This is a genomic window from Paraburkholderia unamae, assembly GCF_003268775.1.
GTDB lineage: Bacteria > Pseudomonadota > Gammaproteobacteria > Burkholderiales > Burkholderiaceae > Paraburkholderia > Paraburkholderia unamae.
Window position 1 is genome coordinate 352022 of sequence record NZ_QLSU01000006.1, and the last position, 13036, is coordinate 365057.

General features: G+C 65.0%; 14 protein-coding genes. 13 read left to right on the top strand and 1 reads right to left on the bottom strand.

Annotation, left to right across the window (positions count from 1 at the left end):
- Positions 1–40: 40 nt before the first annotated feature.
- The gene (locus C7401_RS12990) at positions 41–925 is read right to left on the bottom strand and encodes a LysR substrate-binding domain-containing protein (protein ID WP_112171781.1); all 885 of its coding nucleotides are present in this window, start codon (positions 923–925) and stop codon (positions 41–43) included.
- A 326-nt stretch (positions 926–1251) separates the two neighbouring features.
- Between C7401_RS12990 and C7401_RS12995 the strand changes: the two genes are divergently transcribed.
- The 13 genes from C7401_RS12995 (at position 1252) to C7401_RS13055 (ending at position 12970) form a co-directional block, all read left to right on the top strand.
- On the top strand, positions 1252–2349 hold the full coding sequence (locus tag C7401_RS12995) for an amidohydrolase family protein (RefSeq protein ID WP_181565571.1): 1098 nt from the start codon (positions 1252–1254) through the stop codon (positions 2347–2349).
- Positions 2339–2692 carry a Rieske (2Fe-2S) protein gene (locus C7401_RS13000; protein ID WP_112171783.1) on the top strand — a complete coding sequence of 118 codons (354 nt, stop codon included), beginning with the start codon at positions 2339–2341 and terminating at the stop codon, positions 2690–2692. Before C7401_RS12995 ends, C7401_RS13000 begins: the two co-directional genes overlap by 11 nt.
- A gap of 39 nt (positions 2693–2731) precedes the next feature.
- The gene (locus C7401_RS13005) at positions 2732–3133 is read left to right on the top strand and encodes a carboxymuconolactone decarboxylase family protein (protein WP_112171784.1); all 402 of its coding nucleotides are present in this window, start codon (positions 2732–2734) and stop codon (positions 3131–3133) included.
- Complete coding sequence (locus C7401_RS13010) at positions 3052–4377, top strand: NAD(P)/FAD-dependent oxidoreductase (RefSeq protein ID WP_220092819.1); 1326 nt, start codon at positions 3052–3054, stop codon at positions 4375–4377. Before C7401_RS13005 ends, C7401_RS13010 begins: the two co-directional genes overlap by 82 nt.
- A 15-nt stretch (positions 4378–4392) precedes the next feature.
- Positions 4393–4713, top strand: a complete 321-nt coding sequence (locus C7401_RS13015) for a 2Fe-2S iron-sulfur cluster-binding protein (RefSeq protein ID WP_112171786.1) — start codon at positions 4393–4395, stop codon at positions 4711–4713.
- Between the two features lie 33 nt (positions 4714–4746).
- Positions 4747–5661, top strand: coding sequence for an NAD(P)-dependent oxidoreductase (locus C7401_RS13020; protein ID WP_112171787.1), 915 nt, complete (start codon positions 4747–4749; stop codon positions 5659–5661).
- Positions 5658–7013, top strand: a complete 1356-nt coding sequence (locus C7401_RS13025; protein ID WP_112171788.1) for an Nramp family divalent metal transporter — start codon at positions 5658–5660, stop codon at positions 7011–7013. The genes C7401_RS13020 and C7401_RS13025 overlap by 4 nt, the downstream gene beginning before the upstream one ends.
- A 159-nt stretch (positions 7014–7172) precedes the next feature.
- Entirely contained in the window at positions 7173–7904 is a 732-nt protein-coding gene (locus tag C7401_RS13030) for an IclR family transcriptional regulator (protein WP_112171789.1), read from the top strand.
- Positions 7905–7947: 43 nt separating this feature from the next.
- Complete coding sequence (locus C7401_RS13035) at positions 7948–8748, top strand: enoyl-CoA hydratase/isomerase family protein (protein ID WP_112171790.1); 801 nt, start codon at positions 7948–7950, stop codon at positions 8746–8748.
- A gap of 73 nt (positions 8749–8821) precedes the next feature.
- Positions 8822–10447 carry an acyl-CoA mutase large subunit family protein gene (locus C7401_RS13040; RefSeq protein WP_112171847.1) on the top strand — a complete coding sequence of 542 codons (1626 nt, stop codon included), beginning with the start codon at positions 8822–8824 and terminating at the stop codon, positions 10445–10447.
- Complete coding sequence (locus tag C7401_RS13045) at positions 10444–10902, top strand: cobalamin B12-binding domain-containing protein (protein ID WP_224045232.1); 459 nt, start codon at positions 10444–10446, stop codon at positions 10900–10902. The genes C7401_RS13040 and C7401_RS13045 overlap by 4 nt, the downstream gene beginning before the upstream one ends.
- Positions 10899–12050 (top strand): CaiB/BaiF CoA transferase family protein, encoded by a 1152-nt coding sequence (locus C7401_RS13050; protein ID WP_112171791.1) that lies wholly within the window; start codon positions 10899–10901, stop codon positions 12048–12050. Before C7401_RS13045 ends, C7401_RS13050 begins: the two co-directional genes overlap by 4 nt.
- Entirely contained in the window at positions 12047–12970 is a 924-nt protein-coding gene (locus C7401_RS13055; RefSeq protein ID WP_112171792.1) for a GTP-binding protein, read from the top strand. Before C7401_RS13050 ends, C7401_RS13055 begins: the two co-directional genes overlap by 4 nt.
- Positions 12971–13036: the final 66 nt, after the last annotated feature.

The following is a 13036-nucleotide window of genomic DNA, read 5'->3' on the forward strand; positions in this document are numbered from 1 at the left end:
GGAAAGCCCTGTTCCACGCCCTGGCGGGACGTTATTTCGTTCACCCCGATCTTAGGGTTTCCATCAGGTCCCGCACGCAGCCAGGCATGCCATCGAGTTCGCGCACGAGCAGGCTGCGCTCGCGTATCGCCCACGGCTCTTCGAGCGGTACGGTAACGAGCCGCATCGTTTTGCGGTGCCGCACAGCGGCGGACTCCGGAATAATGCCGATGCCGACACCCGATTCGATCATCCGGCAGATTGCCTCATAGCTGGCAAGCTGAATACGCATGGGCAATGTCCGGCCGAGGTTCTCCACGTGTGACGCGACAAGATCGAACAGCGTGCTGCCTTCACGATAGGTGATGTGAGGATAGTCGAGGGTCTCGGCGAGCGTGACGGAGGGCTTTGCCGCGAGCTTGTGGCCCTCGGGCAAGGCCAGCAGAAGCCGGTCGGTGCTGTGGTGAATGACTTCGAGCCCCTGAGCTTCCACTGGACCTGCGATCAGGCCGATGTCCGCCGAGCCATCGAGCACGCCTCTGACGATTTCGCGCGACAGCCGCTCCTGAAGATCCACGGTGACCGCGGGGCGGGTGGCCAGGAATTGCGCCAGCACCTCCGGCAGATGCTCCGTTACCGCGGTGGTGTTGGCAAAGATGCGAACGTGGCCAAAGAAGCCGCTCCCATACTCCGCGAATTCGCTCTTCACATAGTCGACCTGACGCAGGATCACTCTCGCGTGCGTCAAGAGTTTCTCGCCGGCGGGCGTGAGTGTCACGCCCCGGCTGTCGCGATAGAGCAGCCGGGCGCCAAGCTGGTTCTCCAGCGCCTTGATGCGCGCGCTGGTCGCGGCCGGCGACAGGTTGGCGCGCCGGGCGCCCTGGGTGACGCTCGACGACTCCGCTACGTGAATGAATACACGGATATCCGCGAGATCAAAGTGCATGCCGGGTTGTTCCTGTTGCACGACGAGGGGCGCCCGACGGGCCGCTGCCTCGCGCGTCTGTGTCGGGCGGCGAGAGCTTGAGCGACGGCGGCGGTTCGCGAGCGTTCGGCTCAGCCGAATCCGGGTCCCCAAAAAGCAAGATTCGCCGAACGCGCGGCCAATAGTAGCATCATCGAACGCTCAACAACAACGCGATAAACGACAACGGCGGCGGCCAGGGCGTGGGTTGGAGCGGGTATCGCGAGGGACCGGGAGAAGGTGCCGGAACCACCCATCATTACTTCACAGTACTAATGAGTTTGAAACGATCAATGGTGAATTCACGCATGAAAATCATCGATTCGGATGTTCACCCGTGGGTGCCGGGCGATATCGACGGCCTCAAACCTTATATGAGCAAGCACTGGCAGATGAAGTTCGAAGGCAAGCGCGCGACGCTGCCCGACCATCCGCTTCGTCCGCCGCTGGCGGGCGCGACCTCGATCCGCCGTGACGCCACGACACCGGCTGGCGGCATCGGCGGCTCCGACCCGCACTTCCTGCGCGAGGACCACCTGGACAAGCTCGACATCGAATATGCCGTGCTGTCGTCGATCCAGGCGGGCAAGCTCGTCTCGCTGCCGAACGCGGGTGAAGCCGTTGTCCTCGCGCGCGCCTTCAACGATTACTTCATCGACAAATGGCTGGACGTGGACAGCCGCTACCGCCTTGCCATGTGCGTGGCGGCGCATGACCCGCACGAGGCCGCGAAGGAGATTCGCCGCATTGGCGGCAGGGAAGAGATCGTGGCGGTGTACCTGCCGCTTGTGAATATCCTGATGGGCAACACGCACTATTTCCCCATCTACGAGGCCGCCGAAGAACTGGGCCTGCCGATCTTTCTCCACCCCACGGGTACGGAAGGCGCGTTTCAGACCAGCGTGGCGTTCGCGGGCGGCGTGCCCAGCACCTATATCGAGCGGCATTCCTGTTTCCCGCAAATCGCAATGGGAAACATCGCCAGCCTCTTGTTTGAAGGCGTATTCGTGCGCTTTCCAAAGCTGATGATCCTCGCTGCCGAATTCGGCTTCGGATGGGTGCCGCATATGCTTTGGCGCTTCGATCAGAACTGGCGCCAGTTCCGCCGCGAAGTGCCCTGGCTCGAAAAGGAACCGAGTTCTTACGTGCTGGACCACGTTCGCTTCACCAGCCAGCCGCTGGAGGAGCCCGAAAAAGACGAGTACCTGACGCAGATTCTCGAAATGGTGCATGCCGAGCGCACGATCCTCTTCAGCACCGACTACCCGCACTGGGACACGGACTATCCGCAGACCACCTTCCAGCGTTTGCCCGCGACCATGAAGCAGCGCATTTTCCATGACAACGCGGCCGAGTTGTTCAACCTGAAATCGCACTGCGCATTGGGAGCCACACATGGAGCATAACGTCGGCCGTCTGGACGAACTGCCGGAAAACGACGCGTTGACGCTCGACGTGGACGGCAGACCCGTGGGTGTATTCAAGGTCGGTCACAAGGTGTACGCCGTGAGGAACCTGTGCCCGCACAAGCGGGCGCCGCTGGCGCGAGGCACCGTTGAAGGCACGATGCTGCCCACCGCGTGCGCAGGCGAATACCGCTTTGGCATGGAAGGCCAGGTGCTCAAGTGCCCGTGGCATGGCTGGGAATTCGACATCGAAACGGGCCAGTGCCTGTTTGGCGTGAGCGACAGCCGCGTCAAGACCTACCCGGTCTCCGTGCGGGACGGGGACGTGTACGTGGACATTTGAAGTGCCCCTGCAAACCGCTCGAAACCACTGGGAAGCGACATGAACGAAGCAAAGCGAAGCGAGAAATTCGAACGAGGACTGGCAACGCGGCGTGCGGTGCTCGGCGACGAATACGTGGCGAAGGCGCTTGACAGCGCGACGGAATACAACTGGCCGATGCAACAACTCGTCACCGAGTATTGCTGGGACGAAATCTGGAATCGCCCCGGGCTGAGCCGCCGGGATCGTTCGCTGCTCAATCTCGGCATGATCTCGGCGCTCGGCCGCATGACCGAACTGAAGGCGCATGTGCGAGGCGCGATCAATAACGGGTGGACCCGCGAAGAACTGCGAGAGGTGTTCATGCAGGTCATGGTGTATTGCGGTGTGCCGGCGGCGGTCGACAGCTTTCGGATAGTGCAGGAGGTGATCGCAGACATGGAAAGCGCCGGGAAATCATGAGGAACCCGAACGGAGGTGTCGTCATCGTCGGGGCGGGGCAGGCGGGTGTATCTTGTGCGTTCAAGCTGCGGGCGCTTGGCTACGCTGGCGAGATCACCATAGCCGGTGGCGAACCGCATTTGCCCTATCACCGCCCGCCGTTGTCGAAGAAATATCTGAACGGTGACGGGGACGCCGCGCGCCTGCTGATCAAAAGCCGTGACCTTTACGAGAGCGAGCGCATACGGTTGCGGGTGGATTGCCCCGTCGTCGCGATCCACCGCGAGGAGAAACACGTCGAGTTGGCCGACGGCGGGGTGCTCGGCTATGACCATCTGATACTCGCAACGGGTGCGCGCCCTCGGTGCTTGCCCGTGGTTCATGGCGCGAGGGCGCCGAAAGTCCACCTGTTTCGCACGCTTGCCGATGCAGAGGCACTGCGCGAGAGCCTGGTGCGAGACCGGCACCTGCTCGTGGTGGGCGGCGGCTTTATCGGGCTCGAAACGGCGGCGGTGGCGAGGAATCTCGGCATGCGGGTCACCGTCATCGAGCGCGACCAGCGAATTCTCTCGCGCGTGGCTTGCGCGGAAACCGCCGCATATTTCAGGGCGCTGCATGAGGCCAATGGTGTGCGTATGCACGAAGGCGTGGCGTTGACGCGGCTGGAGCAGGGCGAGAACGGGATGATTGCCGCGCGCCTGTCCAATGGCGTTTCGATCGAGCCGGACGTCGTGGTGGCGGGCATCGGCGTGGTGCCCGAAACGGGTCTCGCCGGGCAGGCGCACTTGCTGGTGGACAACGGCATCGTGGTTGACGGATCGGGACGCACGATCGACCCCTTCATCTATGCGGCTGGCGACTGCGCGCGCTTTCCGTATCGGGGCCAGCGGGTACGGCTCGAGTCCGTTCAAAACGCGGTTGATATGGCCGAAGCCGTGGCGCGTGCGATCGTTGGCGAGAGCGTCGAATATCGGCCGGTTCCGTGGTTCTGGTCCGATCAGTATTCGACCCGGCTGCAAATCGCCGGCCTGAATCTCGGCTACACGCACGTTGCCGTGCGCAAGGCACAGGGGGCGGCGCGCTCCGTCTGGTACTACGAGGGCCCTCGCTTGCTGGCGGTGGACGCCATCAACGACACGAAAGCCTTCATGAGCGCAAAGCGGTGGCTGGAAGCCGGGTGTAGCCCCGTTGCGCACGAAATCGAAAATCCGAACGTGGCGTTGGCCGATGTTTCGTTGTCGGGACAAAGCGCATTGATCAATTGAAGCGGGAGCACCGTGATGCCCACCATCATTTTTATCGAGCCAGGCGGCAAGCAACGCGAAGTGAGCGCGGAGGCGGGCCAATCCGTCATGGAGGCCGCGGTCCAGAACGGCGTGAGAGGCATAGACGCGGATTGCGGCGGCGCATGCACTTGCGCCACCTGCCACGGGTATGTCGACGAAGCGTGGCGTGATCGGATCGCGCCTGCCGAAGCAGTCGAAGTCGACCTGCTCGACTTCGCGTACATGCGCGCCGAGGGATCGCGGCTCACCTGTCAACTCAAGGTCTGCGACGGCATGGACGGTCTGTTGATCCGGCTGCCGGAATCGCAGGGCTGAAAAGCGGATTCATACAACGTGTCAGGGGCAATCATGAAACAGCGTATTGCAGTTGTGGGGCTGGGGCAAATGGGCGGGCGCATCGCCGGAAGGCTGCTGGATACGGGCCACCGTATCGGCGTTTTCGACACCGATGGGAGCCGGGCACAAGCGCTGGCGGCACGCGGCGCGACGCCCTACGCCAACCTTCGAAGTCTCGGTTCGGAACATGACGTCGTCCTCACTGTTCTTCCCGATGCCGACATCGTCAGGCGTGTCGTGCTGGACGAAGGCGGGCTGGCCAGTGGCATGACCCGCAGCAGCCTCCTGATCGACGTGACGACTTCGGTGCCGTCGGTCACGAAAGAGATCGCCGGTGCGCTCGGGCAGCGCGGCATCCTGATGCTCGATGCGCCGGTGAGCGGCGGCGTGCAAAAGGCCGAGACCGGCGCCCTCACGATCATGGCCGGAGGCGACGCGGCAGTGCTGCGGCAGGCCATGCCGGTCTTGCAGGCGATTGGCGCGCAGGTGTTTCACATGGGCGCCATTGGGGCGGGCCACACCGCCAAGGCGCTGAATAATCTCATCACGGCGACGACGCTCGCCATCACGTCCGAGGCGATGGCGCTGGGCGTGAAGCTGGGCGTAGACGCGCAAACGCTGCTCGATGTCATTAACGCAGGTAGCGGGCGCAGCGCCGCGAGCGAAACCAAGTTCCCCCAGCAGATTCTTTCCAGAAAGTTCGAACCAGGCTTTTCGATGGCGCTCATGCTCAAGGACGTGGGCATCGCGCTTGCCATGGCGCGCGACGCGCACGCGCCCGCGCATGTCGGGGCGGCCGTTCATGCGCTTTGGAAGCACGGGGTCGATCAAGGTCGTGGCGGAATGGATCATTCAGCGATCGCCCTGGTCGTCGAAGAGATGGCCGGCGTGCAGATCGGCGCCGATTCGGCTCGCGCAAGCGCATGAGCAACCGGTCACTGCCTTTGGAGGGCGCGGACGCTGCTGTACGTGCGCCGTGCAACAACGCTCGCGCCAGCGCGTGGCTACGCCGCTCGCTACGCGCGCGCACGCGCTGGTTCTCCTTGCGCGGCGCGGGCGCCCTGGTCGCGGTTGGCTATATGGACCCCGGGAACTGGGCCACGGCGCTGGGAGGCGGGGCGAAATACGGTTATCAATTGCTGAGCGTCGTATTCGCGTCGAGTTTGATGGGCCTGCTGCTGCAATGGCTGGCTTCGAAAGTCGGCGTGGTAACCGGGAAAGATCTCGCGCAGTTGTGCCGCGAGCGCTACAGTCCGCGCTTAACGATCATGCTTTGGCTCGGCTGCGAGATTGCGATCATCGCGTGCGACGTTGCGGAGGTCGTCGGCAGCGCGGTCGCGTTGCAGCTATTGCTGGGCGTATCGCTTTCGGCTGGCGTAATGCTTTCCGCCATCGGGACCTTTGCGATGCTCTCACTTCAGCGTCGTGGCCGCGCGCCATTGCAAACCGCCGTCACCGCGCTGATTTTCTTTGTGGCGTGCTGCTTCGTGATCGAACTGGCGCTGGCGAGCCCGTCATGGCATCGCGCGGTGGCCGGGCTCGTGCCGCCGGCCGCGCTGCTGCGCGACCCCGGCATGCTGTGGCTGGCCGCCGGCATGTTGGGCGCGACGGTGATGCCGCACAACCTCTACCTCCACTCCGCGCTCGTGAAAAATCACGCCCTCGGGCGCGATGACCGCTTGGTCTCGAAGGCCATCAAAGCCGTCAATGCCGACACGCTGATTTCCCTCAGCCTCGCCTTTCTCGTGAATGCCGCGCTGTTGATCGTGGCCGCGGCCGTGTTCCACGCGAGCGGCCATGACGAAGTCAGCGACCTGGCCGAGGCCCATCGCCTGATTGCGCCGCTTGTCGGCAGCCACTGGGCAAGCCTTGTTTTCGCGGCCGCGCTGCTGGCGTGCGGACTGAACGCGACGGTCACCGGCACGCTGGCCGGACAGGCGGTGATGGAAGGCTTCCTGCAATTGAGAAGCGCGCCGTGGGCGCGTGCGCTGCTGACCCGAACGCTCGCGATCGGTCCCGCACTGCTCGCCGTGAGCGCGTTTGGCGAGCACGGGTCGAATCAACTGCTCATTGCCAGTCAGGTCGTGTTGAGTATTCAGCTGCCGTTTGCCGTCGTTCCGCTCGTGCGCTTTGCCGCCGACGCGGGCCTCATGGGGGCATTCCGCATCAAGCGCATTCCGCTTGCCCTTGCGTGGGCGTGCGTTGCGATCGTCGTCGCATTGAATCTGCTGCTGGTTTGGCAGGTCGTGACGGACAGCCCGGCGCAAAGCCTGTTTTGATGCGGGGTTGAGAAGACCGCTCGCACGCGTGTCGCGCTGCAACATGCAATTGCAGCGCATTGACCAGGTAATCCACCAGGTATCGAAACTTTGGGACTTCCAGCGAGTTGTGCCTATACTGAATTCGAAATAGCAAATTACTTTTCGCCATTTCGAAAAATGAAGCCTACCGACCGAGCATTGGGAATTTTCGAAGCCTTCGAGGCCGAGGGGCGGCCCATGACATTGAGCGAGCTCTCGCAGGCAGCGGGGCTGCCGGTCAGCACCAGTCACGGCATCGTGCGTGTGCTGATGGAGCGCGGCTACCTCTACCTCACGAGCCGCCGAAAGGACCTCTTTCCCACGCGCCGCCTGTATGACATGGCGGAAAAGATCATGGCGCACGATCCCTATCTGGAGCGGCTGGAGCCCTTTCTGGAAACGCTGCGCGACGCGACTCAGGAAACCGTTATCGTCGGCAAGCGCCAGCACGACGAGATTGTTTATCTGCGCGTGCTCGAAGGGCCGCAAACCATTCGCTACAGCTCGGCGGCGGGCGCGCTGAAGCCATTGCATTCGACATCGATAGGCAAAGCCATGCTGGGCCGTGTGGCGCCCGAGGAACTGCGCCGCCAGCTCGCGCAAGCGCCGTTGCCCGCCGTCACGGATCACACCGTGACTTCGCATGAGGCCTTGTTCGAGGAAATCGCTCAGGCGCGCGAGCACGGCTACTTCGTGACGCGCGGCGAAAGTGTGAGCGACGTCTACGCGGTTGCGGTTCCCGTGAACGTGAATCGCGACGTGCTCGGCATTGCGGTGGCCGGGCCGCGCCATCGCATGGAAGCGGTCATCGAGCGCGTTGCGGGGCTTCTGCTCGACGTACAGCGCGATATCGAGCGAGGCAACCCATGAGTGGGGCGCTTCATGGTGAGCACGCAATCAGGGAGCAACGCCGATGAGCGATGCCGAACGCCTGGTTGTCAGCCACATGCGCGACGGCGTCCTGTACGTGACGATCAATCGCGCGGAGAAGCGCAACGCGTTGAGCCGGGCGACACTGGCGGCATTGCGTGAAACGTTTGCGCACGCGGCGCGCGACGAAGCGCTGCACGCGGTGGTGCTCTCGGGCGCGGGCGATCGTTCGTTCGCGGCGGGCGGCGACTTGCGCGAATTCGACACGCTGCGCAGCGAGGCCGATGCGATCGCGCTGTTCGACCACGCCGCCGCCACGCTCGACGCCATTCGCGCCACGCCCGTGCCGGTGATCGCCGCGCTCAACGGCAGCGCGCTCGGCGGCGGGGCGGAACTGGCCATGGCTTGCGACTACCGCGTGGCCGCGCCGCACGCCGCGATCGGTTTTATCCAGGCAACGCTTGCGATCACCACGGGTTTCAGCGGCGCGGCCGATCTTTTCGCACTGCTTGGCGCTTCGCGCGCCATGCGCGTGCTGGCCGCCGCGCAGGCGATGGAGCCACGCGAGGCGCAAGCGCTCGGGCTGATCGACGAGGTCTGCGGCGACACACAGCCGCTCGACGCGCTCGTGGCGAGCTTCGTCGCGCCCTTCACCGCGCGCCCGCCGCACGTCTTGCGCGCCATCAAGCAACTGGCGAACGCGCATCGGCGCGTTGCGTGGCAGGCGATGCGCGATGCCGAGCGCGACGCGTTCGCCGCGACCTGGATTGCGCCGGAGCACTGGGCGCGGGCGCAGCAGTTCCTGGAGCGACGGCGCGCACCAGCGCACGGCGCGAGCACATAGGACCGCGAGAGCGGCTTCGAGGCGAGCAAGCCCGGCCACGATGCGGCTGGCGAGTTCTTGGGGAGTGCATGAAGTGAAGTCAAGTACAGCGGAACTCGACGAAGCGATGAGCGTGCCATACCCGGATCGCACGCCCTCCGGGCTGCGCGTGCCGGTGGTCGCGGGGCCGGCACAGGAAGACCCGCATGCGCGCATCGGCGAGCCTGGCCGTTTCCCGTTCACGCGCGGCATTTTTCCCGACGGCTATCGCGGCCGGCTCTGGACGATGCGCCAGTACTCGGGTTTCGGCACGGCGGAAGAGTCGAATGAGCGCTATCGATTTTTGCTCCAGCAAGGGCAGACAGGACTTTCCGTCGCGCTCGACTTGCCCACTCAATGCGGCCTCGATCCCGAGGACGCCATGGCGCGTTCGGAAATCGGCAAGGTGGGGGTGTCGCTTTCGAACCTCTCCGAAATGGAGTTACTGTTCAAGGGCATCGACCTGAGCCGCATTTCGACGTCGTTCACGATCAACGGCACCGCCGCGATGATCTACGCCATGTACGTGGCCTGCGCCGACAAGCAGGGCGTGCCGCGAGAGAAGCTCACCGGAACGATACAGAACGACATCCTCAAGGAATATGTCGCACGCGGAACGTGGATCTTCCCGGTGCGCCCCTCGATGCGCCTGATCGCCGACTCGATCCTCTACTCGAACGACGTGTCGCCGCGCTTCAACCCTATCTCCATCGCGGGCGCGCACATGCGCGACGCGGGCTGCACGGCAGTGGAAGAAATGGCCTATACGCTCGCCAACGGGCTCGCCTATGTCGATGCCGTCGTGGCGCGCGGCGGCGATGTGGCGAAATTCGCGCGGCGATTGAGCTTTTTCTTCTACGTCCACATGGACCTGTTCGAGGAAGTGGCGAAGTTCCGGGCAGGGCGGCGCGTGTGGGCGCGGCTGATCAAGGAGCGCTACGGCGTGGACGACGAAAAGGCACAGATGTTCCGCTTCGGCGTGGTGTGCGGCGGTTCTTCGCTGACTTCCGCGCAGCCCTATAACAACATCGTGCGGGTAGCCATCGAAACCTGTGCGGCGGTGATGGGCGGGGCGCAGTCGGTGTTCACCTGCGCGTATGACGAAGCGTTCCAGATCCCTACCGAGTTTTCGGCCGAAATAGCGTTGCGCACGCAACAGATCATCGGCTACGAAAGCGGCATTGCCCGTTCGGTGGACCCGCTCGGCGGTTCGTACTTCGTTGAGGAGCTGACCGACCGCAGCGAGGCGCGCGTGCGCGAGCTGATGTCCGAGATTGATGACTACGGTGGCGCGGTGAAGGCGATCGAAGACGGCTGGCTGCAATTGCGCATCGCGCAGAGCGCGTTGCAGCGCAAGCGCGACACGGACGCGCAGGAGCGGATCGTGGTGGGCCAGAACTGCTTCAGGCGCGAGGACCAGGCCGAGCAGCCGGGCGAACTCTTTCACCTCAATCCGCAGGCGAGCGCGACGGTTCTCGAGCGCTTCGAGCGCCTGCGCGACACGCGCAACGAGGCCGAGGCGCGCAAAACGCTCGCGGCGCTTGGCGAGGTGGCGGCGCGCGAGGAAGGCAACCTGATGCCGTATCTCGTCGACTGCTGCCATGCCTATGCAACGGTCGGCGAGATGGTCGCGCAACTGAAGGCGCAGTGGGGCGAATTCGAGGAGCCGGTACATCTATGAACGCACTGGATCAAGCAGCACCCGCGGCGGGCGCCGCGCAGCGGGCGGGCACCAGCGCCACCCCGCTCAAGGGCAAGCGCATCCTGGTTGCGAAGCCGGGTCTCGACGGTCATGACATCGGTGCCAAGGTGATCGCCCTCGCGCTGCGCGACGCCGGCGCAAGCGTGATCTACACGGGATTGCGAAAGAGTCCTGACTATATCGTGCGGGTCGCCGTGGACGAAGACGTCGACGCCGTCGGCCTCTCCATTCTATCGGGCAGCCACAACGAACTCGTCGCGCGTACCGTGGCGTTGCTCGCGCAAAGCGGTGCGGGCGATATTCCCGTGTTCGTGGGCGGCACGATTCCGGCCGATGACCGTGCGGCCTTCCTGCGCGCGGGCATTCGCGGCGTGTTCACGAGCGACATGCCGCTCGACGACGTGATCGACGCCGTGGCGAAGGTGCTGCGATGAACGCGCATTCGCGCGCGGCGCAAGGCGGCCCGCTCGCGGGCATCCGCGTGATCGAAGTCGGGCACATGCTGATGGGCCCTTACTGCGCGATGCTGCTGGCCGACCTCGGCGCGCAGGTCATCAAGATCGAACCGCCCGAGGGCGATATCGGCCGCGCGATCAGCCCGCATTCGATTGGCCCGCACAACGCGTATTTCGCAAGCTTGAACCGCAGCAAGGAAAGCGTCGTGCTCGATCTCGCGAGCGAAAGCGGACGGCGCTCGCTGGCGGCGCTCGCGCGCGACGCGCACGCGCTCGTGACCAACCTGCGGCCTCAGGCCATACGCAGGCTGGGCCTTACCTACGAGCATCTGCGCGCGTTCAACGAGCGCATCGTGTGCGTGGCGCTCACCGGCTTCGGGCTCGACAGCCCGCATGCGGACCTGCCCGCGTATGACTATGTGATTCAGGCGCTCACCGGCATCATGAATCTCACGGGCGATCCGGGCGGGCCGCCCACCAAGGCGGGCTACTCGGCCGTGGACAATTCGACCGGCATCATGGGCGCCGTGGGACTGCTGGCGAAAATCGTGGAAGGACGCGGCGGCCAGGTGGACATCGCGATGTTCGACGTCATGGTTTCGCAACTGAACTACCTCGCAGGCGCGGTGCTCAATGGCGGCGAGACGCCCATGCGCCACCCGCTGTCCTCGCATCCGTATATCGTTCCGGCGCAACTCTTCAAGACCCGCGACGACTGGCTCATGGTCTTCATCACCCACGACAACTTCTGGCGCATTTTCGCGCAGCGCGTGGGGCGCCCCGAGTGGGTCACGCAACCGGGGTTCGCGACCATGGCCGAGCGGCGCGCGCACCGCCCGGAAGTGCTGGCGGCCTTGTCGGCGCTGTTCGAGCGTGAAACCACCCAGCACTGGCTCGATTGCCTCGCTTCGTCGGGCGTGGTCGTTTCGCGGCTCGCGAGCATCGCGGAGGCGCTCGCGAGCGTGCAGAGCGAGGCGCGCGAGATGGTGGTCGAGATCGAGTCGGAAGCGGGGCCGCTCAAGGTCGTCGGCAATCCCGTGCGCATCGACGGCGTGCGCACGCGCTATGGGTTGCCGCCGCTGCTCGGCGAGCATACGGCCGCCTGGGCGGCCGAGGTGCCGACATGAGCACGGCGCAGACGCGGGTGCAGCCAGACGAAGCCGGGTTGGCCGCGCGGCGCAGGCTCGCGCGCGACCTCTCGCGTCTCGCCGATGCTTCGGTAACCGAAGCATTGGCGGCGTTGCGCGACGAGCCGCAAGCGGCGGCCCGCCGCGTCGGCTTCACGGGGCCGCCCGGCGCGGGCAAGAGCACGCTGATCGGCCGCCTCGCCAGGCTGCGCGCCGCGCGCGGCGAGGCGCTCGCGATCGTCGCCATCGACCCGAGCAGCCCGAAGTCTTCCGGTGCGTTGCTGGGCGACCGCGTGCGCATGGACGCGCTGCTGGCGGGCACCGACGTGTATATCCGCTCGCTCCCTAGCGGCCGCTGCGCAGACGGTCTGAGCGATAACCTGGCCGACGTGCTGGCCGCCATCGCGGCCGCGGGCTTCGGCGAGATCCTGATCGAGACGGTTGGCGTCGGCCAGATCGAAGCGGGTGCACGCTCGCTCGTCGATACGCTCGTGCTGATGATGGGTCCGCAATCGGGCGACCAGATCCAGGCGATGAAGGCGGGCGTGCTCGAAACCGCGGACATCGTGGTTGTCAACAAGGCCGACCTGCCGGGCGCCGAGCGCATGGCGCAGGATATTCGCAACGTGCTCGAACGCCAGCGCGGCGCGGGGCGGCGCGTGCCGCCGGTGCTGCTCACGCAGGCGAGCGAGGGTGCGTCGATCGAAGGCCTGTCACACGCAATCGACGAGCATGAAGCGTGGCGCGCGGCCCATGCCGACCTCGCGCAGGCAGCCGAAACCCGCAGGCTCTGGCACGCGCGCAGCCTGCTCAACCGCCGTGTGGCGGAACTGCTCGATGCGCTTCCGGCTGGCGTTCGCGAAGCGGGCGTCGTGCAGATTTACGGACATGTGGCGCGCATGCTGAGCGAGCCACGCTGATCCGGCCGCGCCAGTCCGCTGGTTCGTTAGTCGGTCAACAACGCCATGTGATTGCAGGAGACACGG